Raw genomic sequence first — 25,836 nt, 5'->3', positions numbered from 1 at the left:
GCTCAAACGCGATGGTCCGTCGGATGAAGTCAACTGAAACCGTTCGGATGGCGTTAACGACGCTGCGGACGAATCGCCTCCGCAGTTTTCTCACGATGGTGGGCATCGTGATTGGCAACGCATCCGTCATCACGCTGGTCGGGGTTGGTCGAGGTGCTCAAGGGCTCGCCGAAGAGCAGCTCAGCAACCTCGGGGCCAACGTTTTATTTGTCGTTCCTGGGAACAACGACACACGACGGCGAGGGGTTGCTTTTCCAAAGACGTTGGTTCTTGAAGACGCAACAGCAATTGCAGAACAGGTACCAAGCGTCAAACGCGTGGCTCCACAGATCACCAGTAGTCAAGTGGTTCAAGCAGGAGCGCGCAGCGCAACCAGCTCAATCTCAGGAGTCACCGCAGATTTTGTGCCCGTACGTAGCTTCGAAATCGCAAGCGGACGTTTTGTTAACAGCCAAGACGAACAAGCCGCGCGAGCCGTGGTAGCTATTGGTCCAGACCTACGAACGAAACTCTTTCCTACCGGCGATGCCATCGGCCAACAGGTCCGGATTGGCAGCCAGGCGTTTGAAGTCATCGGAGTGATGGCACCAAAAGGTGCTGTGTTTGGGAGCAATCAAGACGAAAACGCCTACATCCCGTTGAGCACGATGGTGAATCGCCTCACCGGACGTGATCCCACCTATGGCATCAGCTTGAGTTTTATCAGCGTTGAAGCCAAAAACGACAAGAGCACCGGGGCTGCCAAATTCCAAATTACGAATCTGTTGCGTCAACGCCATCGAATCCTTCGAGACGACGATTTTGCTGTTCGATCTCAAAAAGATGCCCTAACGATCGTCGGAACAATCACAGGTGGGCTCACATTGATGCTCGCCTCAATCGGAGGGATCTCCCTGCTCGTCGGAGGCATCGGCATCATGAACATCATGTTGGTGTCGGTAAGCGAGCGCACCGAGGAAATCGGCTTACGCAAAGCGCTAGGGGCTCGGAGCAGCGATGTACTCCAACAATTTTTGGTGGAGTCGTTGGTTCTTTCCAGTCTTGGGGGAGTCATCGGAACAGCGGTGGGACTTGGTGCCGTGGGTCTAGTGGCAGCTGTAACCCCGCTCCCCGCGAGCATTGGCACAGGCATGGTTCTGATCACAGTTGGGCTATCGGGATCGATCGGCTTGTTCTTTGGTGTTGTTCCTGCACGACGGGCGGCTCGCCTCGATCCAATCGTTGCTTTGAGAAGCCTCTAGAGACACCCTCGGTGATCTAAGGATTCCCTTTACACTCAGTCATTCTTAAAAAGGCTCATGAATCAGCGCTGGCGCCTCCTTGCCCTATGGCTGTTGCCGATTGGCGTTGTGCTGCTGATTGGCTGGCAGGTCCTCAGCAACGGCGGGATCAATGGCATGAGCCAAAACAACAGTGGCGGCAATAGCCCCACGGTTGCCCCCCGTAACGCCGCCGTAGCAAGGATGAGCTACGGGCGTTTCCTGGATTATGTGGAAGCCGGTCGCATCACCGCTGTTGATATCTACGACGGTGGTCGTAATGCCGTTGTTGAAGCTGTCGATCCAGACTTAGATAATCGCGTACAACGTTTGCGGGTTGATCTGCCTGGCTTGGCCCCTGAGTTGATCAATACGTTGAAGCAAGAAGGCATCAGCTTTGATGTCCACCCCCCCAAGAGCACCCCGCCAGCGCTTGGACTCTTGGGCAACTTGTTGTTCCCATTGCTCTTGATCGGATCCCTGATTTTCTTGGCCCGACGCAACAGCAACATGCCTGGCGGTCCAGGTCAGGCCATGCAATTTGGCAAAAGCAAGGCCAAATTCATGATGGAAGCTGAGACCGGTGTGATGTTCGACGACGTCGCAGGCGTCACAGAAGCAAAGCAAGAGCTCGAAGAGGTCGTCACCTTCCTCAAGCAGCCAGAACGGTTCACATCTGTTGGTGCTCAAATTCCTCGGGGTCTCTTACTCGTCGGACCTCCTGGCACTGGCAAGACTTTGCTCGCCAAAGCCATCGCCGGTGAAGCCGGTGTTCCGTTCTTTGCCCTTTCAGGCTCTGAATTCGTTGAGATGTTTGTTGGTGTTGGTGCCAGCCGTGTTCGCGATCTGTTCAAAAAGGCAAAAGAAAACAGCCCTTGCTTGATCTTTATTGATGAGATTGATGCCGTTGGTCGTCAACGCGGCGCTGGCGTTGGTGGTGGCAACGACGAGAGAGAACAAACTCTCAACCAACTCCTCACGGAGATGGATGGTTTCGAAGGAAACAGCGGAATCATCATCATTGCGGCCACCAACCGTCCTGATGTTCTTGATTCGGCCTTATTGCGTCCCGGTCGTTTTGATCGCCAGGTCACCGTTGATGCACCAGATATCAAAGGACGCCTCGCCATTCTTGATGTTCACTGCCGCAACAAGAAGCTTGATGGTGAACTCTCTCTGGAAAGTATTGCCCGCCGGACCCCCGGTTTCACCGGTGCTGATCTAGCCAACTTGATGAATGAAGCGGCAATCCTGACCGCACGACGCCGAAAGGATTCCATTGGCTTGAGTGAAATCGACGACGCTGTCGATCGCATCATTGCCGGCATGGAAGGACGTCCACTAACCGATGGCCGTAGCAAGCGGCTGATTGCTTACCACGAAGTAGGTCATGCTCTTGTCGGAACCCTGGTCAAAGCCCACGACCCTGTCCAAAAAGTCACCCTTGTGCCACGCGGCCAAGCCCAAGGCCTGACCTGGTTCTCCCCTGACGAGGAGCAGACACTGGTTACCCGCGCCCAGCTCAAGGCTCGCATCATGGGTGCCTTAGGTGGTCGAGCAGCTGAAGACGTGGTGTTTGGTCATCAGGAGGTCACCACAGGTGCCGGCGGTGACATTCAGCAAGTGGCTTCGATGGCTCGGAACATGGTCACCCGGCTTGGCATGAGTGACCTTGGACCTGTAGCACTTGAGGGCGGTGGCCAAGAAGTGTTTCTAGGCAGGGATTTGATGTCTCGTAGTGAAATCTCCGAGTCGATTTCCCAACAGGTGGATACCCAGGTTCGCAGCATGGTGAAGCGTTGTTATGAAGAAACAGTCGCCTTAGTTGCAGCCAATCGGGAAGCTATGGATCAGTTGGTCGAAATCCTGATTGAGAAAGAAACCATGGATGGCGACGAATTTAAATCAATCGTTGCTGAATTCACTTCAGTTCCTGAAAAGGACCGAACTGTGCCAATTCTGAACTGATTCACAAGTATTTCTTGTGATTCATTGAAAGCTCCAGCCATTAATCAATGGCTGGAGCTTTTTAATTGACCATGACCATGATGAATTACAGATATTTAGACACCAACACAAACAAAGCTAATTAGAACACACCCCTGCAAGAAAAAAGGCGGGATAATTTATATCAGAATTTAAACCTATCTAAGTACTCAATCACTTAATTGTATTTTTTCGGCGTCTACATCGTTCTGAGCAATACACCACATCCTCCCAACATTGTTTCCATGCTTTTCTCCATTCGAAGGGTCGCTGGCAAACTGGACAGATTTTGGAAGGACGTGGGGTTTTTCTCAAGCGACCGCTTGCACAGGGCGCTTGTCGATCACTGAATCAATCAGTCCGTAACTAACGGCTTCACTTGGAGACATGAAGAAATCACGGTCAGTGTCTTCTTGAATACGGTCGAGGGGCTGACCGGTGCGGTCAGACAATTCTGTATTCAGACGATCCTTTAGGTAGAGAATTTCATCAGCCTGAATCCGAATATCACTGGCCTGTCCGCTCGCTCCACCCAGCGGCTGGTGAATCATGATCCTGGAATGTTGCAAGCTGCTCCGCTTTCCTTTTGTACCTGCACAAAGGAGGAAGGCCCCCATGCTTGCGGCAAGACCAACACACACCGTTTGAACATCAGGTTTGATGTGTTGCATGGTGTCGAAAATCCCCAAACCGTCGTAAACGGACCCACCGGGGGAGTTGATGTACAGATAAATGTCTTTCTCAGGATCCTCAGCCTCGAGGAACAACATTTGCGCAACGATTCTGTTGGCCGAATCACTTGTTACGGCTTCCCCGAGGAAGATGATTCGCTCGCGAAGGAGTCGCGAGTAAATGTCAAAGGCCCTTTCCCCCCGGCCGGACTCCTCGATCACGATGGGGATCATTTGGCCATTAGCGAACTTAATAATCCTAACGGGGACGGCTTCGACGCTAGGGTTTCGCCATTCATTCGGGGTGCCACCGTTGGGCGAACGTCAAACCATCGCAGACAGCAAGCGGGCGTTTCACCAGGCCTTCCCCCATGTCATCGCACCGCTTTACCGGAGACTGGCCGATGAACTGCTTGTGGAGCTGCACCTCCTGAGTCATCAGAGCAGTTTTAAGACCACCCCTCTCTTCTCAGTGGGCTTGTGCACCGTTTTCGAGACGTTCTCCCAGGGATATCGCCCTGAAGACCACATCACCGGTCTTTTTGACGCTCTATGCAGCAGCAACGGGTATAACGCCACCACCTTTCGCAAAGAATCCAAGCAATGCATCGATGCAGCCAAATCTGAATCGATCGACGGCATGGAGTCTCACCTGGCTAAACAAAAGCTTGGTGAAGGTAGTCACTATTCACGGCTGATGGCGATTGGTGTTTTCCGTCTCTTTGAGGAAGCCAAGGGAGATGCTGAGCAACCGGATGAAACTGAATTGCGTAAACGCTGCAAAGAGGTTTCCACGACCCTCAACTTCCCTGCGGAGAGGGTCGAAAAGGACCTCAGCCTTTTTGCCGCCAACAGTGAACGCATGTCTGCAGCTGTTGAGCTCGTCCAGGAAACAATTGCAGCTGAGCGGCGGAAGAAAGAACGTCGTCAGGCAGAGCAGGCTCAACGCAGTGAAAGCTGACCTTTCAGCCAGTACCAGGTCTCTGCTTGTCCAGATCTGTGGCCCAGCATCGGCTTAAGCAGAAGCTCCCCTTGGCCTGCTTGCTGCACCGACCTGGGCCATGTTGCCTTCAACCAGCCCAAATCTCGTAGCTGCTTGGCGTCAAAACGGATGCGCAATCCTGAGGTTGGCCTCTGGATTGAAGACGGAAGACGAGAAACTGACGCTCCACCCAGGGATAGTTGAAGGGAGATCTGATTTGGCGTCGTCGAGTCCACAGACCATCGTCCAAGAACAGATTGTCCTTGGCCTTTCCACATGAGAACTGTGGATTGACCGTTGGTTCCAGCAGCCGACGGACTCACCTGAGGCCGCAAACCTCGCAGTTCAAGATTTGAGGCCACGGATGTCAAACCCGTCTGAAGTGTTTCAGCATGCCGAGCATGGAATACAACGCTGAGCTGAATTGATGCCTTAAAAGGGCCGTCGTTTCTGAGTTGAGCCTTTAAATCCAAAGGGGCTCCTAACCATGCAGCCTGAAAATCTGGAGTGAGGCCGTAGGTTTTTTCAATCGCATCCGAAATCAATCGGCGTTGAAGAAGTGAGGAGAAGAGCGGCTTCGTCGAAGCGCCTTGCCAATGGAGAGCAAGCCGATTGTTCATTGGGGTGGCATCAACGAACGCCTGAAACCCGGATTCAATTCCAGGGGGACGTCTTAAGGACCTTGGCGCTGATGACAGCGGTCTTGACGAGACCGATCCATCGAGGCGCAATCGTTGACGTCCATCCAACGTCAAGCTCAGGCAGCCATGAGAACCGCTATTCAACGCAAAGGCAAGGGGTCCTGCGATGGCCGATAAACCCGAGGGATTCCAAGCAACTGCAGGGGATCTGGTGAGCCGATCAATGCAGTCTTCTTCAAGGATGGAACGCGTTGAAATTCGGGAAGGAGATTTCGAGAAAAAGCTTTTTCGATGAAGTTCGTCTGCGAACAAAAGTTCGACATCTGGGAACGTCGATGAAACCCTTGAAGGCTCACTGGCTTTTGTCCGATGAAGCACCAATAACGGTGATCCATCTTGAAGCCACACCATCCACCAGCGATGTCCTTTGGATGACTGCCATCGTTTGGCTGCCGCTTTAAGGCCAAGACGCCTTTGCCAAACATCTGGGGGCAACTCTGCGGAATCAACGTTGAAGCTCTGGATTAACCGAGATTCCCGAAGAAAAAAAAGCAGACTCCCCTGATCGGACAACCTGGGCGCAAGCGCACGACCGGACGTAAGGAGTCTCGCCCCAGAGGCTGCGCTCAACAGGACAATAAAAGCCGTTGTGATCGGATGGTCCCGAAAACAACGGGGGACCATCAACGTCAACGGCTAGAGCGAGAAGGAACTTTTCTACGACGACGATCTCGCCATTCAATAGCGGAGAGATAAATCACCGAAACACTGACAAAAACCAGTAAAAACGCTGCAGCTATTGCTAAGGCTTGGCTCAACAACGGTGAATCTGAAAGCACGGTGCGTTCAGAACTTCAGTGTGCCGTCACCGTTACGACCCCACACCACCATCGCGATTGAGAAACTGAACATGGCGGCAAGAGATGCCCAGGCGACGGTGAATAACACTGAATCCAGGTCTGTTTCAAAAATCCTACCTAGGTTTGCGTTTGCTCCAGCTCCATTGAAAATTACTGTCATGACCAGCTCCAGCCCTTCATCTTCGACGCTTCTGGAGCGGCAAAAAACCACTCAGCGCTATCCGGAAGCCAAAGTCATCGTTCTCGACGACGACGTCAACACCTTCCAACATGTCGTGGATTGTCTTCGAAAGATTATTCCCGGCATGGACGAAGACAAGGCCTGGGGTTTGGCCCATCGCATTGATGGTGAGGGATCTGCCGAGGTGTGGCGTGGGCCGCTTGAGCAAGCTGAGCTGTATCACCAACAACTGCAAACGGAGGGACTCACCATGGCTCCCTTAGATCGCTGTTAAGTCACGCCGCAGGCAGACGGGTCGATGTTGCCAGCCTGAGAAGATCCATGGTTTTGAAGTGTTCGTTCCGTGCATCGAACACGTACCGAACGACACGACCTGGACACAGTGCAAGACCCCGAACCTCTGGGCCATGAACTTCCGCAGTCAGCATTCGCGTCTTAGGGCCACAGGCCTTCGTCAGAGGTCCGTGAACAGCAATATGCACAGCATCGACGGATTTCAACATCACGACCGAGAGCACCTCTCTTCGGCATAGCCGTTCCCGCTAGCTTTCACCAGTTCTTGGGTTTTGATTCAGGTTTGGGACGGGTCGTTATTACCCACAGCACCTATGTCGAGGGTTTAATCCCTTGGTTGAAATCCCTGGCTGGGGAAAAAGGAATCCAAACCATCACCCCTGCTGTGATTAATCGCGTCAGGGGGCGAAGTCAGTCCCTGCAATTACGCGTATCCACAACCATCCGCGGCGGCTACAAGCTGGTCGCGCGGAAAGGGAGCAGTGTCCAAGAAGTGTTCATCGTGACCAATCTTGAGGAATCTCAGCTGCAAAGTGCGCTGGAACGTCATCGGCCTTAGGTGCAAAGCCGAGTCGTCAAGCGGTTGAGTGATAAGGGTGAACCACCATGCCGTGTGACCGATTGTGGTCGACCTGGGGTTAACCAGAAGGGGAGTCAAAGTGGGGCTTCGTTTCCAGCTACAAGGCCGGTTTACGTCACCGTCACGACAGCCTCCCCAAGTCGAAAGAGAGTCAGATCAGAGCACTAGAAAAGGCCTTCACCAACACAGCAGTTCAATAAACAGTTTAGTCCTGAACTGAGGGGAACACGGGCCATATTCCTCGCACAACGTTTAAGACGTCCTTCGCTTGGAGTTCACAATGTTCTGCATCACTAGCGTTCAACAACACAGTGATGTGGCCGAGTTTGCGGCCTGGGGTCTCCGGTGATTTTCCATACCAATGAAGGTGAGCATTGGGGATTTCACGGAGCGCGCTCAACCGCTGCTCAAGCGGGGCAGCCTGGCTTGGATTAAGGCCGAGAAGATTCACCATCAATGCGCCATCACTTCTCAGTTCCGGCGTTGGCACTGGAAGCCCAGCTGCGATGCACACCTGTTGATCAAACTGACTGCTCGTACAAGCTTCGATTGAGAAATGACCGGAGTTATGGGTACGAGGCGCAATTTCATTCACCTGTAATCCGGCAGGTCCATAAAAGAATTCAAGGGCCAACACACCCACGTAATTCAATTTTGTAAGCAAGGACGCCGCAACGTTGTAGGCGAGAGCTTCGACAGCCTGATCCACTCCTGCTGGTGCCAAGACCCAGTCGCAAACTTGATCATGTTGGTGCGTTTCCACGAGTGGAAAGCTCCGAAGACGACCCTTGGCATCTCGACTCACCACCAGGGCAAGCTCGCGCTCATAATCCACCCACGTTTCTAAAAGCCAATCAGAAATGTCGACCGATCGGAGTAACTGAGCCAGAGCATCAATATTTTCCAAAACAATCGTTCCCTTCCCGTCGTATCCGCCACGGGCTGCTTTCGCCATCACCGGGAAATTCCAGCCCGGCGGCAGAGATGGCTGCGCTGGAGAAATAAGACTTAGGGGGCACCAAGGTGGACTGGGTATGGCTAATTCGTCCAACAACGTTCGCTGAGACAACTTGTCAACCAGTGGAGCAAGAGCCGCCAACGCAGGACGAAAGCGAACGCCCTGTTGTTCGAGGGGAATCAACGCATCGATGTTGACCCACTCATTTTCAAAGGTGATTCCTTCACAACCCTCCACCAGCTCGCGGGTTCCTGCCACATCACGGGGATCAGCTTCCACAATGCGGGCCGCAGCATCAGCAGCCGGATCACTCGCAGACGAAGTTTGAACTGCGATCGGTATCGACCGTGCGGAAGCTGCTTGCACCAGCATCCTCGCCAGCTGACCGCCCCCCACTACACCGATCATCGTGTCCGACGTGGACATCCCTGGCTCAGCACTGCTTATTGGCAGCTTGCCACTCCCTTGGGCAAATGCACCCTTAGATGAGGGATCGGTCGCCCGCCAGCACCAACCTCACCAGGGTTAACAGCATCACCATGAAGAACAGAGCCAAACCCAAGGTGCAGGCGTAACTGATTTCCAATTCTGAAAAAGCCTGGTCGTAGACGTAATAAACGATGGTTCGTGTGGCATCAGCCGGCCCCCCTTGCGTCATCAGAAACACTTCCTCAAAAACCTTGGTTGCAGCGATCGACGACACCACAGCGACGAGGGTGACGTAAGGACGCATCAGTGGAAGCGTGATGTCGAGGTGCTTTCGCCAACCCTCACTGCCATCGAGCTCGGCAGCTTCGTAGAGCTCTTTTGGGATGCCCTGTAGGCCCGCCAAAAAAATCACCATGTAGTACCCCAAGCCCTTCCACAGGGTCACAAGCATCACGGCGGGAAGCGCCAAATGGGGAACCGTTAGAAACCCAATTGGCGAGAACGTGTCACCAAAAACAGCGGCAAACCATCCATTGATCAAACCGTTTTCGGCATAGAGCCAGCGAAAGGCAATGGCTGCCACAACGATCGAAACCAAAACTGGGGTGTAAAACGCCCCGCGCAAAAACGTCTGCCCAGGCAGCTTTTGATTCACCAACACCGCCAAAGCCAATGCACCCAACACAATCGGCGGCACAACACCAACGAGATACAAAAAAGTGGTGAGCATCACTTGTCGTGCCATCGGATCAGCCAGAAGCCGTTGAAAATTGGCAAAACCGATAAAACGAAGCGGTTCACTGACATCCAGTCCCGTGGCGGTGAAACTCATCACCAAAGCCATCAGAGCTGGAATCAAAACCGACAGGCTGATTAAAACCAGTGCCGGCAACAAAAACGCCCATGCCGTCAGACTGTTGCGCACGACGCTTGGTTCTCTGCTGCGAGAGTAGATGGGCTCCCCTGGTTCAATGACGACGACTAACGCCCACCGCATCAACGTCGCCCTCGAGCGCAACCCCTACGACATCGTCATTGGTGACGGTGTCTTGGGAACAGTGGGCGAAGAACTCAGTCGTCTCGGGGCAAAGCCAGGCAAGAAAATCCTCGTCGTCAGCAATGCAGACGTTGCCGTTCCCTACGGCGATGCATGCCTTAACAGCCTGAGAGAGAAGGGATACAACGTTGAAATGCTCGTGATTGAGGCGGGGGAAGAGCAAAAACTGCTACGCACCGTGTCGCAAATCCACGACGCGGCGTTTTCGTTCAAATTGGAACGCAGTTCGATGATGTTGGCCCTCGGCGGTGGCGTCGTGGGAGACATGACCGGATTTGCCTCTGCCACGTGGTTGCGAGGTGTCGGCGTTGTTCAAGTTCCAACAACGTTGTTGGCGATGGTGGATGCCTCCATCGGTGGGAAGACAGGGGTGAATCACCCTGGTGGCAAAAATCTGATCGGCGCTTTCCATCAGCCGAATCTGGTATTGATCGATCCAACCACCTTGGACACCCTTCCGATTCGAGAATTTCGAGCTGGGATGGCCGAAGTGATCAAGTACGGAATTCTCGGGGATCCCGACCTGTTCAATGAACTTGAATCTTGCGACGATCCCAGTAGCCCTGGTGGATTAGGGCGCACAAGACTCGAATCCATCCTGCGACGATCTGCGTCCGCCAAGGCCCGCATCGTGGCGGCCGACGAACGGGAGGGAGGCCTCCGTGCCGTCCTGAACTACGGCCATACCTTTGGCCATGTGGTGGAAGCGCTGTGTGGTTATGGAACTTGGCTGCATGGCGAAGCTGTTGCTCTGGGCATGGTTGCTGTCGGGGAGCTAGCCGTTCAACGGGGCAACTGGTCGCGCATCGATGCGGAACGCCAAAAGCGGCTGATTGCCAAAGCAGGGTTACCCACCACTTGGCCCGAACTCAATCTTGAGGCTGTGTTGCAAACACTCCAAGGCGACAAAAAAGTCCGGGACGGTCAGCTTCGGTTTGTTATCCCGACAGGGATCGGTTCGGTCGAGATTCAAAACGACATCAGCCGCGACGAGATCACGCACTGTCTGGAGCAGTTGGCAGCTTGAAGCTGGCTGGATTCACCCTCTTGCCAAACAACAACCAGCGAAAGTCCCCGAGTCCGGATGGATCCACCAACCGCAGCATTGCCTCCCGTCGTTGCAGGGCTTGAGGCAAGTCCCCTGGCGGAAGCGATTGCAAACCATACAAACGTTCAGCGAGCCCAAGAGCGAGCAGAGCTTCGCCTTGCCTGAGTTGCCCCAAGCAGCTCCATCCCGCCTGAACGGCGGCATCTTCGACGGTTTCGATACAAATGTGTGCGGTCAAATCCTGGGAACCAGGCTTGTGGAGTGGAGAAAGACCAGCGCGTTGGGCCTGAACCGCCATCAACGTTCCATCGGAACGACGAGCGGAGTAGTAACGGTGCATTTCTAAGGCGTAATCCACCACTAGAAGCACACCTTGATCCAGGACCTGACCCAGCTGAGTGAACCAACCCAACGAGTCGCTATGCCATTCCGTCGTCCAGCCCGGATCAGCATCCGGCGGTGGCAAGTCCAGTCCACAGCGTTTGCAGACCCGCTCAATTTCATCTGCGAGCTGGGTTGGCAAGGGGCCCTTTGAAAACACCAGTGCACCATCGTCATCAAGCTCAACCAGTTGTTGCCACATCACTCCTTCGTCGTACGTCAATCGCTCAACGGGAAGTGCATCCAACAATTCATGGGCCAACACCACGCCCCGCAGCGGTGCTGCCACGAGCTCATCCAGGCCACACCAACGCATCGGAAACTTGGTTTGGTGTTGCAAGCGTTCTTGTTGCCGTTGCTTCATGCCTGGATTGGCCTCCACAAGCACCAATTCGAGGCGATGCAACATTTGGGGTGATTGATCCGCGATCGCATCCACCAAATCGGCCAATAGATCGCCTTCTCCAGGACCGATCTCAATGAGGGAAAGTGTTGGGAGATCCGCGGGTAATTCAGCAAGCCATCGCACGACTTGGCTGGCAAGGAGCCCGGCAAAATCGGATCCCAGGGCGGGCGACGTTACGAAATCGCCATCGCGGGATACTCGGGCGCGACCAGAGCCATAAAAGCCGTCGTTGGGATCATTGAGTGCAAGATCCATGTACCGACGGAACGAGGTCACACCGCCGAGCTGTTTCAGATGCATTGCTAGCCATGACGGGCAAGCCGCAGACATCGGTTCCATTGGAGAGAATGCCCGTCAATGCAGCAGGTCCATGGGAACACATCGCATTCGAATCCTGTGGGGCGCCCTCTTGGCCATGGTCATCGGCTTGTGGGGGGCTGCAGCGCCTGTGCAGGCGTATGACAACCCTGAACTTCTCCCAGACCATCCCACCCCAGTGATCGATCTCGCCAGGGTTTTCAGCGAAACCCAACGTGAACGGTTGGAGGAATCACTTGGGGAAGTGGAAGAACGAACAGGATGGAAGTTACGGGTTCTCACGCAATACGAGCGAACACCAGGATTAGCGATCCGAGAATTCTGGGGACTCGACGAACGAAGCCTGTTGCTCGTGGCAGATCCCCGGGGGGGCAATCTGCTCAACTTCAACGTTGGCGATGCGTACTTCGCCATGATGCCAAGAACGTATTGGGTCGAACTACAAACTCGATTTGGCAATCAGTACTACGTCAAAGATCACGGTGAAGATGGCGCCGTACTTGATGCATTGGGCGCCGTCGAAATCTGTTTAGATCGCGGCGGGTGTCAGGTGGTTCCTGGCTTGCCTCTGGAACAGTGGCTATGGACGCTCACCACATCGGTGTTAGGCGGGCTCATTGCAGGTTTTGCGGCCTATCCGCGCAAGGAAGGAGAAACCGTCGCTTGGGCCTGGCTGCTCCTGCTCTCACCGCTATGGGGAATGTTGTTTGGCATCTTCGGCATCGCACCCGTGATCACACGCACCTCGGAATGGTTGCCACTCATTCGAAACACGTTTGGATTTCTGGCTGGGGGAGTCGCCGCTTACTTCATTGCCCAAGTCACGATGGGGCGACGCCTTCAAAATGAAACTGACGAGTAACCGATGCTCAGAGCTGCGTTGCACAGGCAATTCGAGAGCCTGTGCAAACGGCTGGTTTTGCCGCTTGAGCAAGTGCAAGGCGACGCTCGTCTCGGATCCGCCTTAACTCAACAAGATTGACGTTGTAAAACGAACGAAGGCGATCATATTTTTTGACGGGTTGCCCGTAAAAACTCCGACCCGCAAGGGTGGGGAATGAGGCCCACTCCGGCGCCAATTTGGCAGCCAGATGGGGGGAAAGATGGCCCGAGTCGGTGAGACCAAGAGCCTTTCGACGCTGAATCAAGAACAGCGCCCCTTGATCCTGCACCTCCGGTCCGAAGCCGGTTACACCCAAGCTCCTCCGAACTAAATCCCAAGTAAATGGCATGAATTGGTAAGCCCCTGCAGCAGCACTGGCATAGCGGGAGCTGTAGATCACCCGATTGGGATGGCGATTGAGGGAGCTCATCAAGCCACCACCAAACATCACTCGATAGCCCACATCAAAACCGCCCTTCCAGGTGCCCTCAGCAAAACGGATGGTATTGAGCATCGCTCGACGCTCGGGGGTTATGACGTAGGGAATCGCTCGGGTTGGCTGAACATCGGGCAAATGCACCAACTGCGATCTCGTCTCAGGGGGCAAAAAACTCGCACTCGCTGGGGCACTCGGGAGAGATGAGGCCAAAGCTCCAGACATCGCAGCGAGTGCGAGTCCATGGCGACAAATCAGACCTGAGAGAGCCACAAAAAAGTGTCAAAGGATAAAGGTCAAACGATGCTTAGAAAGCATCAATCATTGACTAGATCTCAAGGAACCCGATGCTGGGTAACTTTCTGGCTGACTTTGTCGAAAGAATCAACGGATGCAATGAGTAGATATGCCAGTCAATTAATCGAACCCATGTATACAAGAACACAAAATAAGTGCCTGAAACAAAAATGCTCCATCTAAAATGCAGTCATGAAAACATTATTTTCTGGGTAGAAAATATTATTGAGCTTCCGCTACGGCGATTAAAGCGTCTGCAGCGCGCTGCGCACCGTGCTGCGGCAAAGGCCGTGCTTCCGGCGCATTGAGCGGGAGATCCAATTGCCAATCTCCCCGCTCCAACTGATCTCTAGTCAGTACTCGATGGTGGCCATGGCGTCGCAGACCATCCATCAAAGCCGCCACCTCCGCAAAATCGCGACGCTCCACCACATGGAGGCCAACACCCTGATCCAACGCCTCACAAAACGTGCTGAAGCCAGGCTTACCCAATTGTCGAGAACACAACGGAAAGGCATCGATCGGCCGAACGGAGCCTGGAAGAAAGCTGAGATTTGGAACTTGGTGCCCCTCCAAAGCATGAGCGGCTTGCGCTGGAGGGGCCATTAAAAAGTGATGGCGTGGCCAAAGGAGGAACAACTTGGGGTCGAGCGGAAGACCCAAGCCACCGAAACCCACCATAACCAGCGTTCGATTGAGGGAAATCATGGCGCGTTCCCAATCCGACGGAAGCGACCGAGGACTGGTGCAGACCAAACCAAGGGCCAGTTCCTGTAAATCCCAATTCATGGACAAATCAAAGGGACATCGCAAGAGCAGCTGCCCCCGTTTGTATTGAGCCAGGGCTGCATCGGCCCATGGCTCAAACGCCCCCCCCAGGGGGCGATAAATCTCATCCCAGCCGAAATTGCTCATCCACACAAGTGGTGCATCAAGACGATCTGCCAATTCGGCAGCAGCTGGTGGGATATCACCAAGAATCAAAACCGAGTCGGTTTGAGCACGAAGCCACTCCACCTCCCCCATGAGCTGATCTGGAAGAGCGGTCTCCAGATCACTAAGTGCCGCCAATGTTTGGCTGCGATCAACACCGAGCGCATCGGCTTGAACCATGCCGACATCCCAACGGCAGGGACGAATGGTGATGGTGTTGTCTCCTAATAAAAGACGCAAAAAGCGAGGCTCCACCACGGAGCTCATCACCAACGTCCAGTCCGGCCGTCGCAAACGCAACTGTTGCAAAACAGCGGCGTCTCTTGCCGCATGTCCGAACCCATGACTGCTGCTACAGACGTAAATCAGCACTGCACAGGTGTGTCGAGAGGTAGCGACTCTTGATGAGTGAGCTCACCTTCAGGCGTATACCAACGATGGCTCAGATGGGTCAGAGACGACCCACTGAATTCAGCCCAAGACCAGTGAAGCAATGAACGTCCTTTGGCATCCAAACCGCTGCGCGGTACACAGGCCGCATTCAGGTAAGCCGTACCACGACGATCTTGCAGAAGGCTTTGTCGGTAGCCCGAACCCCGCTTGAGTGCATGGTGCATATGACCAAACACCACAAGATCGGGGGGCCGCGTCACAGCAATCCGATCCAGGGCAATCGATAAATCCTGATCTCCCCAATCGATGGCAGGACTCTTCCAATCCCGTCCGCAAGGACTATCGGAATCCGACCCCAAACCAGTGGGACCGCAGTGAGCCAAAACCAAGAGCGGTTCCTCTGAAGGAACAGAAGAGGCAGCCGCCAAGATTCGATCCACCGACTGATGCAACGTGACAGGGCCGTACACAGCCTCCACGGCCTTAGACAGATGAAATCCACCTCCGGCACTGAACGGCCTTGCACCGACAACTGTTAAGGGAAGGTCCTCCCAGCGACGGACACCCCAGGCACAGTGACAGTCCCCCAGAAGAACAAGTTGCTGACGCAAAAGTCCACCGGTTTTGTCAGATCCCCTGTCGTGATTCCCAAAGATGACTGCCACTCGATAAGGAAGTGAGGCAATGCGACGGGTCAAACGCAGATCACCATCGCTGAGGTCACCAACGAACAAAACAGCGTCGGGTTGAAGCCGCTCCAACAGCTGTTCATCAGCGTCGCTCCAAGCGCCGTGAAGATCTCCGGCAATCGCAATGCGCAGATCTTTCAGAGCTCTTGCCTAGGCTGGTGTCCATCCTGACGCGTCCGGGTCCAAATGAGCGCTGACAACGCCCTGGTCGCGGCGATCGAGCTGCTCAAACAACAGCGGAATGCTGTAGTGCTTGCGCACTATTACCAGTCCCCAGATATCCAAGATATTGCCGATTTCATCGGCGACTCCCTGGAGTTATCAAGAAAAGCCGCCAACACCTCTGCAGATGTGATCGTGTTCTGTGGTGTGCACTTCATGGCAGAGACGGCAAAAATTCTCAGCCCAGAGAAGACAGTTGTTATTCCTGATCTCGATGCAGGTTGCTCATTGGCTGATGACTGTCCAGCAGACGCTTTCGCTGCATTTCGTCAGCAACATCCGGATCATTTTGTCGTGAGCTACATCAACTGCACTGCTGCAGTGAAAGCGCAAAGCGATCTCATTTGCACGAGCAGTAATGCCGTAGACCTGGTCAATCAATTGCCAAAGGATCAACCCATCCTGTTTGCACCAGACCAAAACTTAGGGCGTTGGGTACAACGTCAAAGTGGCCGTGATCTCACACTCTGGCCTGGACGTTGCATTGTTCATGAAACATTTAGCGAAGAAGCTGTACTTCAGCTCAAACTCGAGCATCCCAATGCTGAAGTAATTGCCCACCCTGAATGTCAGGAAAATCTTCTCGATCTTGCCAACTTCATCGGTTCAACAAGTAAATTGCTTAATTACACCGAAACCAGTGCTTCTGACACATTCATTGTTTTGACCGAGCCCGGCATCATTCACCAAATGCAGCAACGGGTCCCACACAAGACACTCTTAGAAGTTCCCGGTTTGGATGGATGCAGTTGCAATGCCTGCCCCTACATGCGATTGAATACGCTTCAAAAACTCCACGACTGCCTGAACACATTAGAACCCGCGATTGAAATGGAAGAGAACCTAAGAATCAAGGCTCTCCTCCCAATGAAAAAAATGTTGGAAATGAGTCGCTAAGGCGATCCAATCATTTTTTACGGCAATAACCGGCACCAACATTCATCCATCCAGATGGGCATGCTTCACCATCGGTGGGCTGCATCTCATAGTTAATAGGGGAGACACAGGTTGTTCCTAAAGTATTGACATAACCAAGGGGGCACTGATTATGGCCGGCTGCCTTAGGAATTTTTTTTTGGGCCAGAACAGACGTCGGAACGCTCAAAGCGCAAACAGACAGGGCAGCAAGTAAAAGCTTCATGGGCGTACATCAAATGCGCAGTTTCAGGTTAGTGACTTGCAGAATTCATGCAGCTATGAGGGCTGGGCTTGATAGAACGCACTGAATCAGGCCTGTACTGCCGTGCCGCTGATGCCTGGGTGGATCCATGGAAACCGGTTCCCAGAGCCTTAATTACCCATGCCCACGCCGACCATGCCAGACCAGGATGTGGCGAATATTGGGCTGTTAACTCCAGCGAGGGGGTCTTGAGGCAGCGACTGGGGCAGAGCATCAATCTGCACCCGGTTCGCTACGGAAAAGAGTTTTGGCTCGGTCAATGCAAAGTGTCGTTCCACAGTGCAGGGCACGTACTCGGATCAGCCCAGATCCGGCTGGAGTCCGATGGAAACGTCTGGGTTGTGAGTGGCGATTACAAGCGCGACCACGATCCCAGCTGCGCTCCATTTGAGACCGTCGGCTGTGATGTGTTGATTACGGAGGCAACATTTGGGATGCCAATTTATCGATGGAACAGGGGTGCTGAAGTCGCCGAATTAATAAGAGAATGGTGGCAGGGTGATCGAAGCCGCCCCACATTGTTGTTCTGTTATGCCTTTGGAAAAGCGCAACGTCTTTTGGCTGAATTAAAAGCCATCGGCGTCGAAGAAGAGGTGCTTTTGCATGGCGCGGTGGAGACTATTACGCGGCACTATCGCGAGGCTCAAGTTCCGATGACGCCGAGCCGGCCGGTCAGTGACTATCCACGCAAAGATCCTCTCAACGGCCGTTTAATTCTTGCCCCCCCTTCCGCACATCGCTCGACTTGGATGCGTCGTTTTAAGGCACCGCAAACTGGTTTTGCTTCCGGATGGATGGCCGTACGTGGCGCGCGTCAACGACGTGGGTATGAACGAGGCTTTGTGCTTAGCGATCACGCAGACTGGCCAGGCCTGATTCAAACTGTGCGGGAGTCTGGCGCAAAAAAGGTGTACGTCACCCATGGACAAAGTGACGTGCTCGCTCGATATCTTCGAGAATGCGAAGGGATTGCCGCCGAACCGCTCGATACCCTGTTTGAAGGTGAACAGGACTAAACGTCGTCAGTTCAATTACTGCCCTGACCGATTCCTGTTGGAAGAGGAGGAAAATTCAAATTGGCTTCGCGGCCTTCAATCGCAGCCTTTAGCGATTCAATCATCATGGTGTTGCCACTGTCCTGAATGGCCTTAAGTGCTGCCTCTAGACGCCGACGACGGTTGCTTGGATCATCACCAGAACCTTGAGGGGCAGGTGCTGCTTCTGGAGAAGCTGTGGGTATTGACGCACGCACGCTTGAGAGTTGCTGCGCCAGGTTCTCCCAAAGAAGTGCCATTTATCCACCAAGATGTGTGATCACTAGATGAACACAGACCTTGGCAATCGAGGCCGGTTGATCACAAAACGTCTCGATCAGAAGTTCCACAGACGTCGGCATCGCTCGACAAGATGTTGAGAGCGCTGTACCGACCATGCAGGCCTTTCAGGCCCTATTCCATCAGCTCGATCAGGTCACAGGCACACGGGCCAAGGTGTCATTGCTTGTCGAACATTTTCGATCTGTCCCTGCTGCCGATGCAGCTTGGTCGCTAGCCCTTCTCTTAGGGAAACGGAGACGTCGATTGATCACGGGTCGAAGGCTTCGCACAATCCTCGAGCAACGGGGTGGAATCCCTGAATGGTTAGTTGACGAATGCCACGGACAGGTCGGAGATTCAGCCGAGACGATCACCCTGTTATGGCCAGCTGTTCGTGACAAGGTCGATCCGGTGACCTCAGACCTTCCAAACATTCCAGAGAATCAACCACTGCAATGGTGGATGGATATCCTTCTGCCATCGATCAGCAGGCTTAAGGACGACAACGAAGCCAACGCTGTTCTTGAGCTATGGCAGACAGTTCCAAATAATCAACACTTTGTGATCAATAAACTGCTCACGGGGGGATTCCGAGTGGGTGTCTCAACGGGGTTGATCAGTCGCGCAATTGCAGAGGCGTATGCGCTCGACATCGAGCTAGTTGTCCAACGGTTAATGGGCGGCTTTGATCCAACGGCAGAGAATTTCCAGCAGCTCACCCTTCCCGCCAACGCAGAAGAACAACAATCAAGGGGCACTCCTTATCCTTTTTTTCTAGCCAGCCCCATCGACCTTCGTCGACTTCAAGGGAGCGACCCGAAGAACTGGCTCGTCGAATGGAAATGGGATGGCATTCGGGGCCAATTGATTCACCGAGGAAACGGAACATTCCTGTGGAGTCGAGGAGAGGAACTCGTGAATGACAGTTTTCCGGAACTGATCTCGATCGGAGAGGCTCTACCGGATGGAACTGTTCTCGATGGAGAAGTGATCTGTTGGAAGAAAGGAGATTCAACGCCACTCGGCTTCGACCAATTGCAACGACGTCTGGGACGGAAACACGTGGGAAACCTGTTGAAACGAGAATGTCCGATGCGTTTTGTCGCCTACGACCTGTTGGAACACAACGGACAAGACATTCGACAAGAACCCATTACAGAACGACAGCAAAAGCTATCTGAACTGATCAGGACGCTGACACATCCGGAGCAGTGGCGATTACAACAAAGCCAGCACTGGCAGCTAAAAACATGGGAAGAGCTCGATCAGCAGCGACAGGAAGCAAAAACAAAGCATGCTGAAGGGGTAATGCTGAAGCACTGCACATCTCCCTATTTAGCTGGTCGAAAGCGTGGTACCTGGTGGAAATACAAGCTAGATCCCATGCACCTGGATGCGGTTCTTCTGTACGCACAGGCAGGTCATGGTCGGCGCGCAAATTTATTTACCGATTACACATTTGGTCTTTGGAACGATGCAGAAAAACCAGAACTAATAACCTTCGCAAAGGCTTACTCCGGACTTGATAACGAAGAAATCCTTGAACTCGATCGATGGATCAGAAAGAACACGCTGCAACGTTTTGGTCCAACGCGATCTGTTCGTCCCGAACAAGTCTTTGAACTGGGGTTTGAAGGAATTCATCCATCAAAACGGCACAAAGCTGGAATAGCCGTGCGTTTCCCAAGAATTCTTCGCTGGCGGAAGGATAAGCCTGCCCAAGAAGGAAATTACTTAAGCGATGCAAAAGAATTAATGAAAAAATAGCGGAGATCTTAAGTATGCTTGGACATGAAATGGAATTGGTATTTACCGATCAACTACAACCTATTCATGATTGGTTCAATCATCAGGGATGGTCGCCGTTAACATTTCAAACTGAAACATGGAAAGCACATCTAAAGGGGCAAAGTGGCCTAATCCAAGTACCAACAGGGTCTGGCAAAACGTTTGCTGCAGTCATGGGACCAATAGCCAAAATGTTGGCAGACAACACGGATTGCACTGGGATACGTTTGCTGTATCTCACACCACTACGTGCATTGAGTCGGGATCTCGCTCTAGCAATTCGCGAACCAATCGAAGCAATGGACTGGCCGCTACGGGTGGGTATCCGGAATGGCGACAGTAAAAGTAGTGAACGGACAAAACAACTGAAAACACCACCAGAAATATTAGTCACCACACCTGAATCACTCACACTGTTGCTCAGCAATCCGAAAGCAGAGTTTTTGTTCAAAAACCTCGACACCGTGATTTTGGATGAATGGCATGAATTGATGGGAAGCAAGCGGGGTAGCCAAACAGAGCTATGCCTTTCATGGCTTCGCCAACAACGACCAAAACTACAGACCTGGGCAATTAGTGCCACGATTGGAAATTTAAACCAAGCCGCACGACACGCACTCGGAACAAAATGTCAACCCATCATGATTGGGGGCGCACCAGCGAGAACCACGGATATCCGTAGCATCTTCCCAGAAACAATTGATGGTTTCCCGTGGGCAGGCCATCTCGGACTGCGAATGTATGAAGAGTTAGTAGCTGTACTCAATCCGAGCGTCAGCACACTACTTTTCACCAACACAAGAAATCAATCAGAGCGCTGGCATCAGTGTCTTCGTTTCGCTTGTCCTGAAATGGAAGGGGCACTCGCGTTGCATCACAGCGCGATTGATCGTGGGGAACGTGAGTCGATTGAATCAGCTGTAAAAGTTGGAGATATTCGTTGGGTTGTGTGCACAAGTTCCCTTGATTTAGGTGTTGATTTTCAGCCCGTAGAACAAGTTGTACAAATCGGCAGTCCTAAGAATTTAGCTCGCCTATTACAACGGGCAGGTCGGTCTGCCCACGTACCAGGAGGCACCTCTAAAGTATTATTTATGCCAACAAATGCACTTGAGCTCCTAGAACTAAGCGCTGTTCGACGTGGTTTAGAAGAAGGACTAGTCGAGCAACGAAAACCACCCAATGCACCCCTTGATGTATTACTTCAACACCTAACAAGCCTTGCATGTGGACCTGGTTTCAACCCAGAACAAACACTTAGTTCAGTAAGGACAAGCGCATCTTATGAACATCTCAGCCAAGCCGACTGGGATTGGAGCCTAATGTTTCTTAAAGACGGTGGAGAATGCTTAGGCGCCTACCCAAGATACAAAAAACTTGAATGGAGTACGGAAAGCGATAGATTTCATATTCGCGAGAAAACTATTGCAAGACTACATCGATTCAATATTGGTACGATCACAGCAGCACCATCAATCACAGTCCGTTTTGTACGAGGAGCTGTATTGGGACATGTCGAAGAAACATTTATTAGCCAGCTAAAACCCAAGGATGTTTTCTTTTTTTCAGGACGACAACTTGAATTTATTCGTTTAAGAGAGATGACAGCCTACGTCAAGGTAAGCACGAAAAAAAGTCGTACGGTTCCAGCATGGGCAGGCGGACAAATGGCTCTATCTGATCTGCTGACCCATCACCTTCGACAGGAAATAGATCGGGCAAGGCGAGAAGATCTTGATACACCAGAATTGAAGGCATTAAAACCATTATTTGACCGCCAACAGGATCTATCTGTTTTACCAAAGACTCATCAGCTACTCATTGAAACCTGTCAGACACGCGAAGGATCCCATCTATTTGCATATCCATTTGAAGGACGGTTTGTCCACGAAGGAATCGGATTTCTGTGGGCATCCAGACTCACAAAGCTAAATCGCGGCACAATCACAGTTTCTGTCAATGACTATGGATTTGAACTTTTAGCACCAAGAAGCTATCCAATGGAAGAGCTCGTTGAAGACCATGCCGATCTGCTACTAGACAAAGAGAATCTCGAGCATGATCTGCAAAATGCACTAAATCTATCAGAGCTTCAGAGACGACGATTTAGAGCCATTGCACAAATAGCAGGGCTAATGAATCGGGGGTTTCCAGGATCAAGCAAAAGCACTGGTAAACTACAAATTAGTGCATCTCTGCTGTTTGATGTGTTTAATCGACATGAACCAACTAATCGATTACTTCAACAGGCTTATCAAGAAGTGATGCACGACCAACTAGAACTCAGCAGATTAGACAAGGCACTAACTCGCGCCGCTTCCCAGGAATGGCTCCATGTACAAACACCGCGCCCAGGGCCACTAGCTTTTCCATTGTTAGTCGAGCGTCTCAATTCACGCATGTCGAATGAGACTGTTCTCGAGCGAATCATGCGCATGCAAAAAGATGCTTTGAACAAAGAAGTTTAAGAAAGGAGCAATAAAAATTGATAGATGAGTTAATCGAATAACGTAATGTAAAAATCTAGTTCCCATTAAGCCATCCCTCCATGACAAGCCGTTTATTCCTTGTTGTTTTAGGCGGACGGATCAACGGTTGCAATGTTGAACTCCATGACGTCCGCTGGGTCATTGGAGAATCAATAGAAGATACAATCAGGACGCTTAAAAACGAATGGTTTGGAGATAAAAAAGGTCTCCACATCGATAGCTATCGCAAAATTCAGCATGTTGACGGGATGTCGGTGGCTGTTGTTAATTCACCAATAAAGAATGATTCACCCAATGAATATAAACTTTGGTTTGTGAACCTTGGGGGATATTCAAACCAATCGATGGCCGAGCAACATGAATTCGGCATCGTCGTTGCACGAACAGCTCAATCAGCAAAGGCGATAGCTAAGCAACGCTGGCTCAACGGAATGAATCAAATCCACAAGGACGATTTATACAAGATTGATGGCAACCCAATCGTGGATGACCTCTTACCGATCGATGGCAATGGTCGCTGGCATATCCAATTGTCACCCAGCACAGTGGAGGTGTCAGCATCCGAAGCTCCTGATTGGTCCGGCTACTGGCTGATCTAGGCACAGAACACACCAGACCATGAACCATCCGTGGAAGCTAAAATTAAGACTCAATTTGATGCCAGAAGATTGCCGATCTAGTCAATACACAACGACAATATAAAGACTGAAGAAATTTAATCAACAGGATCTTAGTACCACTATACTGCCGTATATATACTTTCTCCTTTAAAACCTTAATCTCAATCCTAGCCATGAATAGTGACTCAATCAGTCAGGAAGCAATCAATGCCTGGCGAGATTATGTACTCAAGCAGATTGTCGAAAATCTTGAAGCGAACAAAGACAAGATCATGGATCAGTTTGAACATGAAAACACCCATGGCTTAACGTGCCAAGATATCAATCAGGAGGGATTACTTGATTTTGATATCGCGATTACACTTCATCGCGATAAAAAACAGTCATTTGGCCTTGGACTAGGTTTTTTTAAAGCAACCATCATTCGCTGACAGGTCATATATACAAGCATGATAAGCATGACATTCGAAGCTAATTAGAAGATTTGACAAATAGAGAGAGACGTCCAAATATTCAGGCTAATTAAGACTTAATTTAAAGCTTAATAGATATCAAATGATATCAAACAATTGACAACCTAGGCACTTGCGGAGAGACTATTTGTGAGCCCCGCATCGTCGATGGACACGCAATCGATTCTGACCATCGCAACACCATTTTTGGTATTTGGTGCAGTGTTGGCCGTCCTCATTTTGGTTTGGGATCGGTGAATCATTTATACGTAGGAATGTTTTGGACCCCCTATGCCGACTGGATTTACACGGTTGTGAGTTTGGTAGGGATCCTTTGGATTTGTTGGTTAGTGCTTGGCCGGTCGCCCAAGCAATGAGCCAGGCTTATTCACTAGCGATACTTTCCATCACTGGCTCAAGTAATACATCACGGGCATTATTGAAGCGTGTCATCATCGCCGGATCACCACCCTTATCAGGATGGTGTTGAACAGCAAGCGATTTATGAGCTTGTTTTACCTGAAGAGCTTTCAATCGGCCCGTCAACGGCAAGCCAAGACTCTGGCGAGCCTTTATAGCCTCTAGTTCAGGATCACGACCTAATGGACACTGCTCTCGCCGATGGTTCGATTTACGGGGCTTACGCCTCGCCTTTGATGCCTTCGACCTGGTGGTGGTTGAACCGCCAAACCCACCCGATCCACTGTCGCTACTAGTCGCACGTTTGTTGGTCACCGAGGATCAGGCTGCAATATCACCTAACAATGCCTGAGCGCCTGACACAGTCGGACACCAACGTTGATCCAAGCAATGACACAGTTTGCTCAGAAATATGGGATCAGCCCAGCCATAGACATCGCTTACAAGCTTCCTGACTGATTAAAAATCAATCGAAGAGGAAATAGAGAGTTGAAACCAACTGAGATCTTCAAGAGCTTCAACCGGGACAATCATTAATCAATTCGCATTGGGGTGATTGAATTAATTCATATCCACGACATATACGGCTGCTAGTAGGCTCAAGAATCGTGCTAAGACGTTGACTCTCAGATGAAGCCTCTAACACCACATGCTGACCGATAAGCACGATGCGGAAATGCCACGGAAGAAGGCCAGGAAGGGTGAAGGACATGAAATAGCAGGGAACTAGTGATTGCACATTGCCAAATAAATCCAACAAGTCCATCCCAATCCTGCAAGATCTCCGATGCAAAATCTGTAACTTTCGATAACCCTAATAATAAGTATATTTACTTCGTAACCCCATCCATCTCGGCTAGAGAATATTTGCGAGCAGGCAACGTTGAAACTAAAATCATTTGTGCTGCGTTAGTTTTAAAATTTAAAGAAGAGGAGCAATCAGGAGTCATTTCAAAACCTAGAATGGAATATCAAGAGTCAGATCAGCTATGGCCACGATTGAATACGTTGCTGACTACCCAAGACCACCAAGAATTGAACTCATCTCAGGAACAGTATCAATTCATATTAGCAACGAAATAATTGCCAAGGATTGCGAGTATATCAGAGTTTGTGAAACATTTCATCCGCCAAGTATCTACATCAAACCATCAGCATTTGCCCCAGGAACATTGCATCAAGTCTCAGGCCGTCCATCATTTTGTGAGTGGAAGGGACTAGCAACCTACTGGGATTTATCACAATCCAGCGGGAAAAATATTCGGCAAAAGGCAGGTTGGAGTTATGACAATCCAGATCATCGATATTCATCATTAAAGTCTTGGATTAGCGTCTATCCAAGAGTCGTCGACGGATGCTATTTGGAGGGGGAAGAGGTGATTCCTCAACCAGGATTATTTTATGGAGGATGGATCACAAGTTGGATAATGGGACCATTTAAAGGAGACCCGAATCACCCCGAATTAATTTGACCAAAAATATCACTTAAAAATAAAATCGAAAACGGAACCAAAGCTCATTCCACCTTTTACATAGCCCGAGACAACCAATGCAATGACTCCTGCATTCAGGGCCAAGAAAGCAATGCTGAGCTTGATTTCGTCCTTCATTGCTTAATTATCGCTAACCGATGAGAGGTTCCGCGAGCTCAAAACGGGGTGAAATGA

At 51.5% G+C, this 25,836-nt stretch carries 29 protein-coding genes and 1 other RNA gene; 14 read left to right on the top strand and 16 right to left on the bottom strand.

The window, feature by feature from the left end; all coding sequences use genetic code 11:
- The first annotated feature begins 11 nt into the window (after positions 1-11).
- Positions 12-1,241: an ABC transporter permease gene (locus BL107_RS07515; protein WP_037988297.1), complete on the top strand. Its 1,230-nt coding sequence runs from the start codon at positions 12-14 to the stop codon at positions 1,239-1,241.
- A 57-nt stretch (positions 1,242-1,298) separates the two neighbouring features.
- A complete protein-coding gene (gene ftsH, locus BL107_RS07510) occupies positions 1,299-3,227 on the top strand; it encodes an ATP-dependent zinc metalloprotease FtsH (RefSeq protein WP_009789713.1) in 1,929 nt (642 codons plus the stop codon).
- 192 nt (positions 3,228-3,419) lie between these two features.
- Here the strand turns inward: ftsH and BL107_RS12275 are convergent, their stop codons facing one another.
- Together BL107_RS12275 and clpP are read right to left on the bottom strand one after the other, a co-directional pair.
- On the bottom strand, positions 3,420-3,560 hold the full coding sequence (locus BL107_RS12275; RefSeq protein ID WP_009789712.1) for a DUF2256 domain-containing protein: 141 nt from the start codon (positions 3,558-3,560) through the stop codon (positions 3,420-3,422).
- Positions 3,557-4,150, bottom strand: a complete 594-nt coding sequence (gene clpP / locus BL107_RS07505; RefSeq protein WP_009789711.1) for an ATP-dependent Clp endopeptidase proteolytic subunit ClpP — start codon at positions 4,148-4,150, stop codon at positions 3,557-3,559. Before clpP ends, BL107_RS12275 begins: the two co-directional genes overlap by 4 nt.
- Before the next feature lie 79 nt (positions 4,151-4,229).
- On the opposite strand from clpP, the gene psb29 reads away from it, so the two are divergent.
- A complete protein-coding gene (psb29, locus tag BL107_RS07500; RefSeq protein ID WP_009789710.1) occupies positions 4,230-4,877 on the top strand; it encodes a photosystem II biogenesis protein Psp29 in 648 nt (215 codons plus the stop codon).
- On the opposite strand, the gene BL107_RS07495 is transcribed toward psb29, so the two are convergent.
- Both BL107_RS07495 and petN read right to left on the bottom strand, forming a co-directional pair.
- The gene (locus tag BL107_RS07495; RefSeq protein WP_232192841.1) at positions 4,859-6,223 is read right to left on the bottom strand and encodes a hypothetical protein; all 1,365 of its coding nucleotides are present in this window, start codon (positions 6,221-6,223) and stop codon (positions 4,859-4,861) included. The two genes, psb29 and BL107_RS07495, sit on opposite strands and share 19 nt — an antisense overlap.
- 162 nt (positions 6,224-6,385) lie before the next feature.
- Positions 6,386-6,487, bottom strand: coding sequence for a cytochrome b6-f complex subunit PetN (gene petN, locus BL107_RS07490; RefSeq protein ID WP_009789707.1), 102 nt, complete (start codon positions 6,485-6,487; stop codon positions 6,386-6,388).
- A 70-nt stretch (positions 6,488-6,557) separates the two neighbouring features.
- On the opposite strand from petN, the gene clpS reads away from it, so the two are divergent.
- The gene (gene clpS / locus BL107_RS07485; RefSeq protein ID WP_009789706.1) at positions 6,558-6,854 is read left to right on the top strand and encodes an ATP-dependent Clp protease adapter ClpS; all 297 of its coding nucleotides are present in this window, start codon (positions 6,558-6,560) and stop codon (positions 6,852-6,854) included.
- 1 nt (position 6,855) lies between these two features.
- Here clpS and BL107_RS12270 read toward each other — a convergent pair whose 3' ends face one another.
- Positions 6,856-7,098, bottom strand: coding sequence for a hypothetical protein (locus BL107_RS12270; protein WP_009789705.1), 243 nt, complete (start codon positions 7,096-7,098; stop codon positions 6,856-6,858).
- A 59-nt stretch (positions 7,099-7,157) separates the two neighbouring features.
- On the opposite strand from BL107_RS12270, the gene BL107_RS07480 reads away from it, so the two are divergent.
- Positions 7,158-7,433, top strand: a complete 276-nt coding sequence (locus tag BL107_RS07480) for a DUF2103 domain-containing protein (protein ID WP_037988880.1) — start codon at positions 7,158-7,160, stop codon at positions 7,431-7,433.
- Positions 7,434-7,468: 35 nt separating this feature from the next.
- Here BL107_RS07480 and ssrS read toward each other — a convergent pair.
- From ssrS to BL107_RS07470, 3 genes are all read right to left on the bottom strand, one after another.
- Positions 7,469-7,652: non-coding RNA, 6S RNA (gene ssrS / locus BL107_RS12265), on the bottom strand.
- A 7-nt stretch (positions 7,653-7,659) separates the two neighbouring features.
- Positions 7,660-8,838 (bottom strand): 5-(carboxyamino)imidazole ribonucleotide synthase, encoded by a 1,179-nt coding sequence (locus BL107_RS07475; protein WP_009789703.1) that lies wholly within the window; start codon positions 8,836-8,838, stop codon positions 7,660-7,662.
- Between the two features lie 55 nt (positions 8,839-8,893).
- Positions 8,894-9,766: a carbohydrate ABC transporter permease gene (locus BL107_RS07470; protein ID WP_009789702.1), complete on the bottom strand. Its 873-nt coding sequence runs from the start codon at positions 9,764-9,766 to the stop codon at positions 8,894-8,896.
- A gap of 46 nt (positions 9,767-9,812) precedes the next feature.
- Here BL107_RS07470 and aroB point away from each other — a divergent pair, with 46 nt between their 5' ends.
- Positions 9,813-10,925: a 3-dehydroquinate synthase gene (gene aroB / locus BL107_RS07465; protein ID WP_009789701.1), complete on the top strand. Its 1,113-nt coding sequence runs from the start codon at positions 9,813-9,815 to the stop codon at positions 10,923-10,925.
- Here aroB and BL107_RS07460 read toward each other — a convergent pair.
- Positions 10,894-12,063, bottom strand: coding sequence for a class I SAM-dependent methyltransferase (locus BL107_RS07460; protein WP_232192838.1), 1,170 nt, complete (start codon positions 12,061-12,063; stop codon positions 10,894-10,896). The two genes, aroB and BL107_RS07460, sit on opposite strands and share 32 nt — an antisense overlap.
- Positions 12,064-12,103: 40 nt before the next feature.
- Here BL107_RS07460 and BL107_RS07455 point away from each other — a divergent pair, with 40 nt between their 5' ends.
- Entirely contained in the window at positions 12,104-12,913 is an 810-nt protein-coding gene (locus BL107_RS07455; RefSeq protein WP_009789699.1) for a TPM domain-containing protein, read from the top strand.
- Between the two features lie 7 nt (positions 12,914-12,920).
- Here BL107_RS07455 and BL107_RS07450 read toward each other — a convergent pair whose 3' ends face one another.
- The 3 genes from BL107_RS07450 to BL107_RS07440 form a co-directional block, all read right to left on the bottom strand.
- Positions 12,921-13,595 (bottom strand): glycoside hydrolase family 104 protein, encoded by a 675-nt coding sequence (locus BL107_RS07450; RefSeq protein WP_050749872.1) that lies wholly within the window; start codon positions 13,593-13,595, stop codon positions 12,921-12,923.
- A gap of 294 nt (positions 13,596-13,889) precedes the next feature.
- A complete protein-coding gene (locus tag BL107_RS07445; protein ID WP_037988287.1) occupies positions 13,890-14,972 on the bottom strand; it encodes a hypothetical protein in 1,083 nt (360 codons plus the stop codon).
- Positions 14,966-15,814 (bottom strand): TIGR04168 family protein, encoded by an 849-nt coding sequence (locus tag BL107_RS07440; protein WP_071984237.1) that lies wholly within the window; start codon positions 15,812-15,814, stop codon positions 14,966-14,968. The genes BL107_RS07445 and BL107_RS07440 overlap by 7 nt, the downstream gene beginning before the upstream one ends.
- Positions 15,815-15,868: 54 nt before the next feature.
- Here BL107_RS07440 and nadA point away from each other — a divergent pair, with 54 nt between their 5' ends.
- The gene (nadA, locus tag BL107_RS07435) at positions 15,869-16,801 is read left to right on the top strand and encodes a quinolinate synthase NadA (protein WP_009789694.1); all 933 of its coding nucleotides are present in this window, start codon (positions 15,869-15,871) and stop codon (positions 16,799-16,801) included.
- 10 nt (positions 16,802-16,811) lie between these two features.
- On the opposite strand, the gene BL107_RS12260 is transcribed toward nadA, so the two are convergent.
- Complete coding sequence (locus BL107_RS12260) at positions 16,812-17,045, bottom strand: hypothetical protein (protein WP_071984236.1); 234 nt, start codon at positions 17,043-17,045, stop codon at positions 16,812-16,814.
- A gap of 68 nt (positions 17,046-17,113) precedes the next feature.
- Here BL107_RS12260 and BL107_RS07430 point away from each other — a divergent pair, with 68 nt between their 5' ends.
- On the top strand, positions 17,114-18,100 hold the full coding sequence (locus tag BL107_RS07430) for a ligase-associated DNA damage response exonuclease (protein WP_009789693.1): 987 nt from the start codon (positions 17,114-17,116) through the stop codon (positions 18,098-18,100).
- Between the two features lie 11 nt (positions 18,101-18,111).
- On the opposite strand, the gene BL107_RS07425 is transcribed toward BL107_RS07430, so the two are convergent.
- Positions 18,112-18,378 carry a hypothetical protein gene (locus tag BL107_RS07425; protein ID WP_009789692.1) on the bottom strand — a complete coding sequence of 89 codons (267 nt, stop codon included), beginning with the start codon at positions 18,376-18,378 and terminating at the stop codon, positions 18,112-18,114.
- Positions 18,379-18,514: 136 nt separating this feature from the next.
- Here BL107_RS07425 and BL107_RS07420 point away from each other — a divergent pair, with 136 nt between their 5' ends.
- From BL107_RS07420 to BL107_RS07405, 4 genes are all read left to right on the top strand, one after another.
- Positions 18,515-20,167, top strand: a complete 1,653-nt coding sequence (locus tag BL107_RS07420; protein WP_009789691.1) for an ATP-dependent DNA ligase — start codon at positions 18,515-18,517, stop codon at positions 20,165-20,167.
- Between the two features lie 14 nt (positions 20,168-20,181).
- Positions 20,182-22,656 (top strand): ligase-associated DNA damage response DEXH box helicase, encoded by a 2,475-nt coding sequence (locus tag BL107_RS07415; protein WP_050749840.1) that lies wholly within the window; start codon positions 20,182-20,184, stop codon positions 22,654-22,656.
- Between the two features lie 80 nt (positions 22,657-22,736).
- Positions 22,737-23,276, top strand: coding sequence for a DUF1543 domain-containing protein (locus tag BL107_RS07410; protein ID WP_009789689.1), 540 nt, complete (start codon positions 22,737-22,739; stop codon positions 23,274-23,276).
- 194 nt (positions 23,277-23,470) lie between these two features.
- Positions 23,471-23,728 (top strand): hypothetical protein, encoded by a 258-nt coding sequence (locus tag BL107_RS07405; protein ID WP_009789688.1) that lies wholly within the window; start codon positions 23,471-23,473, stop codon positions 23,726-23,728.
- A gap of 405 nt (positions 23,729-24,133) precedes the next feature.
- Here the strand turns inward: BL107_RS07405 and BL107_RS12250 are convergent, their stop codons facing one another.
- On the bottom strand, positions 24,134-24,484 hold the full coding sequence (locus BL107_RS12250) for a molecular chaperone DnaJ (protein WP_009789687.1): 351 nt from the start codon (positions 24,482-24,484) through the stop codon (positions 24,134-24,136).
- A gap of 674 nt (positions 24,485-25,158) precedes the next feature.
- Here BL107_RS12250 and BL107_RS12240 point away from each other — a divergent pair.
- Entirely contained in the window at positions 25,159-25,641 is a 483-nt protein-coding gene (locus tag BL107_RS12240; protein ID WP_009789685.1) for a DUF427 domain-containing protein, read from the top strand.
- A 9-nt stretch (positions 25,642-25,650) separates the two neighbouring features.
- On the opposite strand, the gene BL107_RS13240 is transcribed toward BL107_RS12240, so the two are convergent.
- Positions 25,651-25,779: a hypothetical protein gene (locus BL107_RS13240; protein ID WP_009789684.1), complete on the bottom strand. Its 129-nt coding sequence runs from the start codon at positions 25,777-25,779 to the stop codon at positions 25,651-25,653.
- Between the last annotated feature and the right edge of the window lie 57 nt (positions 25,780-25,836).

This window comes from Synechococcus sp. BL107 (assembly GCF_000153805.1).
In the GTDB taxonomy this organism is placed as follows: domain Bacteria; phylum Cyanobacteriota; class Cyanobacteriia; order PCC-6307; family Cyanobiaceae; genus Parasynechococcus.
This window is presented reverse-complemented; position numbering and strand designations above follow the sequence as displayed.

What these genes read in the sequence shown, in the direction of transcription:
- BL107_RS07515 (WP_037988297.1), top strand. Translation starts at nt 12, where the DNA reads ATGGTCCGTCGGATGAAGTCAACTGAAACCGTTCGGATGGCGTTAACG.
- ftsH (WP_009789713.1), top strand. Translation starts at nt 1,299, where the DNA reads ATGAATCAGCGCTGGCGCCTCCTTGCCCTATGGCTGTTGCCGATTGGC.
- clpP (WP_009789711.1), bottom strand. Translation starts at nt 4,150, where the DNA reads ATGATCCCCATCGTGATCGAGGAGTCCGGCCGGGGGGAAAGGGCCTTT.
- BL107_RS07495 (WP_232192841.1), bottom strand. Translation starts at nt 6,223, where the DNA reads ATGGTCCCCCGTTGTTTTCGGGACCATCCGATCACAACGGCTTTTATT.
- clpS (WP_009789706.1), top strand. Translation starts at nt 6,558, where the DNA reads ATGACCAGCTCCAGCCCTTCATCTTCGACGCTTCTGGAGCGGCAAAAA.
- BL107_RS07475 (WP_009789703.1), bottom strand. Translation starts at nt 8,838, where the DNA reads ATGTCCACGTCGGACACGATGATCGGTGTAGTGGGGGGCGGTCAGCTG.
- aroB (WP_009789701.1), top strand. Translation starts at nt 9,813, where the DNA reads ATGACGACGACTAACGCCCACCGCATCAACGTCGCCCTCGAGCGCAAC.
- BL107_RS07460 (WP_232192838.1), bottom strand. Translation starts at nt 12,063, where the DNA reads ATGTCTGCGGCTTGCCCGTCATGGCTAGCAATGCATCTGAAACAGCTC.
- BL107_RS07455 (WP_009789699.1), top strand. Translation starts at nt 12,104, where the DNA reads ATGGGAACACATCGCATTCGAATCCTGTGGGGCGCCCTCTTGGCCATG.
- BL107_RS07450 (WP_050749872.1), bottom strand. Translation starts at nt 13,595, where the DNA reads ATGTCTGGAGCTTTGGCCTCATCTCTCCCGAGTGCCCCAGCGAGTGCG.
- nadA (WP_009789694.1), top strand. Translation starts at nt 15,869, where the DNA reads ATGAGCGCTGACAACGCCCTGGTCGCGGCGATCGAGCTGCTCAAACAA.
- BL107_RS12260 (WP_071984236.1), bottom strand. Translation starts at nt 17,045, where the DNA reads ATGAAGCTTTTACTTGCTGCCCTGTCTGTTTGCGCTTTGAGCGTTCCG.
- BL107_RS07425 (WP_009789692.1), bottom strand. Translation starts at nt 18,378, where the DNA reads ATGGCACTTCTTTGGGAGAACCTGGCGCAGCAACTCTCAAGCGTGCGT.
- BL107_RS07420 (WP_009789691.1), top strand. Translation starts at nt 18,515, where the DNA reads ATGCAGGCCTTTCAGGCCCTATTCCATCAGCTCGATCAGGTCACAGGC.
- BL107_RS07415 (WP_050749840.1), top strand. Translation starts at nt 20,182, where the DNA reads ATGCTTGGACATGAAATGGAATTGGTATTTACCGATCAACTACAACCT.
- BL107_RS07410 (WP_009789689.1), top strand. Translation starts at nt 22,737, where the DNA reads ATGACAAGCCGTTTATTCCTTGTTGTTTTAGGCGGACGGATCAACGGT.
- BL107_RS07405 (WP_009789688.1), top strand. Translation starts at nt 23,471, where the DNA reads ATGAATAGTGACTCAATCAGTCAGGAAGCAATCAATGCCTGGCGAGAT.
- BL107_RS12240 (WP_009789685.1), top strand. Translation starts at nt 25,159, where the DNA reads ATGGCCACGATTGAATACGTTGCTGACTACCCAAGACCACCAAGAATT.
- BL107_RS13240 (WP_009789684.1), bottom strand. Translation starts at nt 25,779, where the DNA reads ATGAAGGACGAAATCAAGCTCAGCATTGCTTTCTTGGCCCTGAATGCA.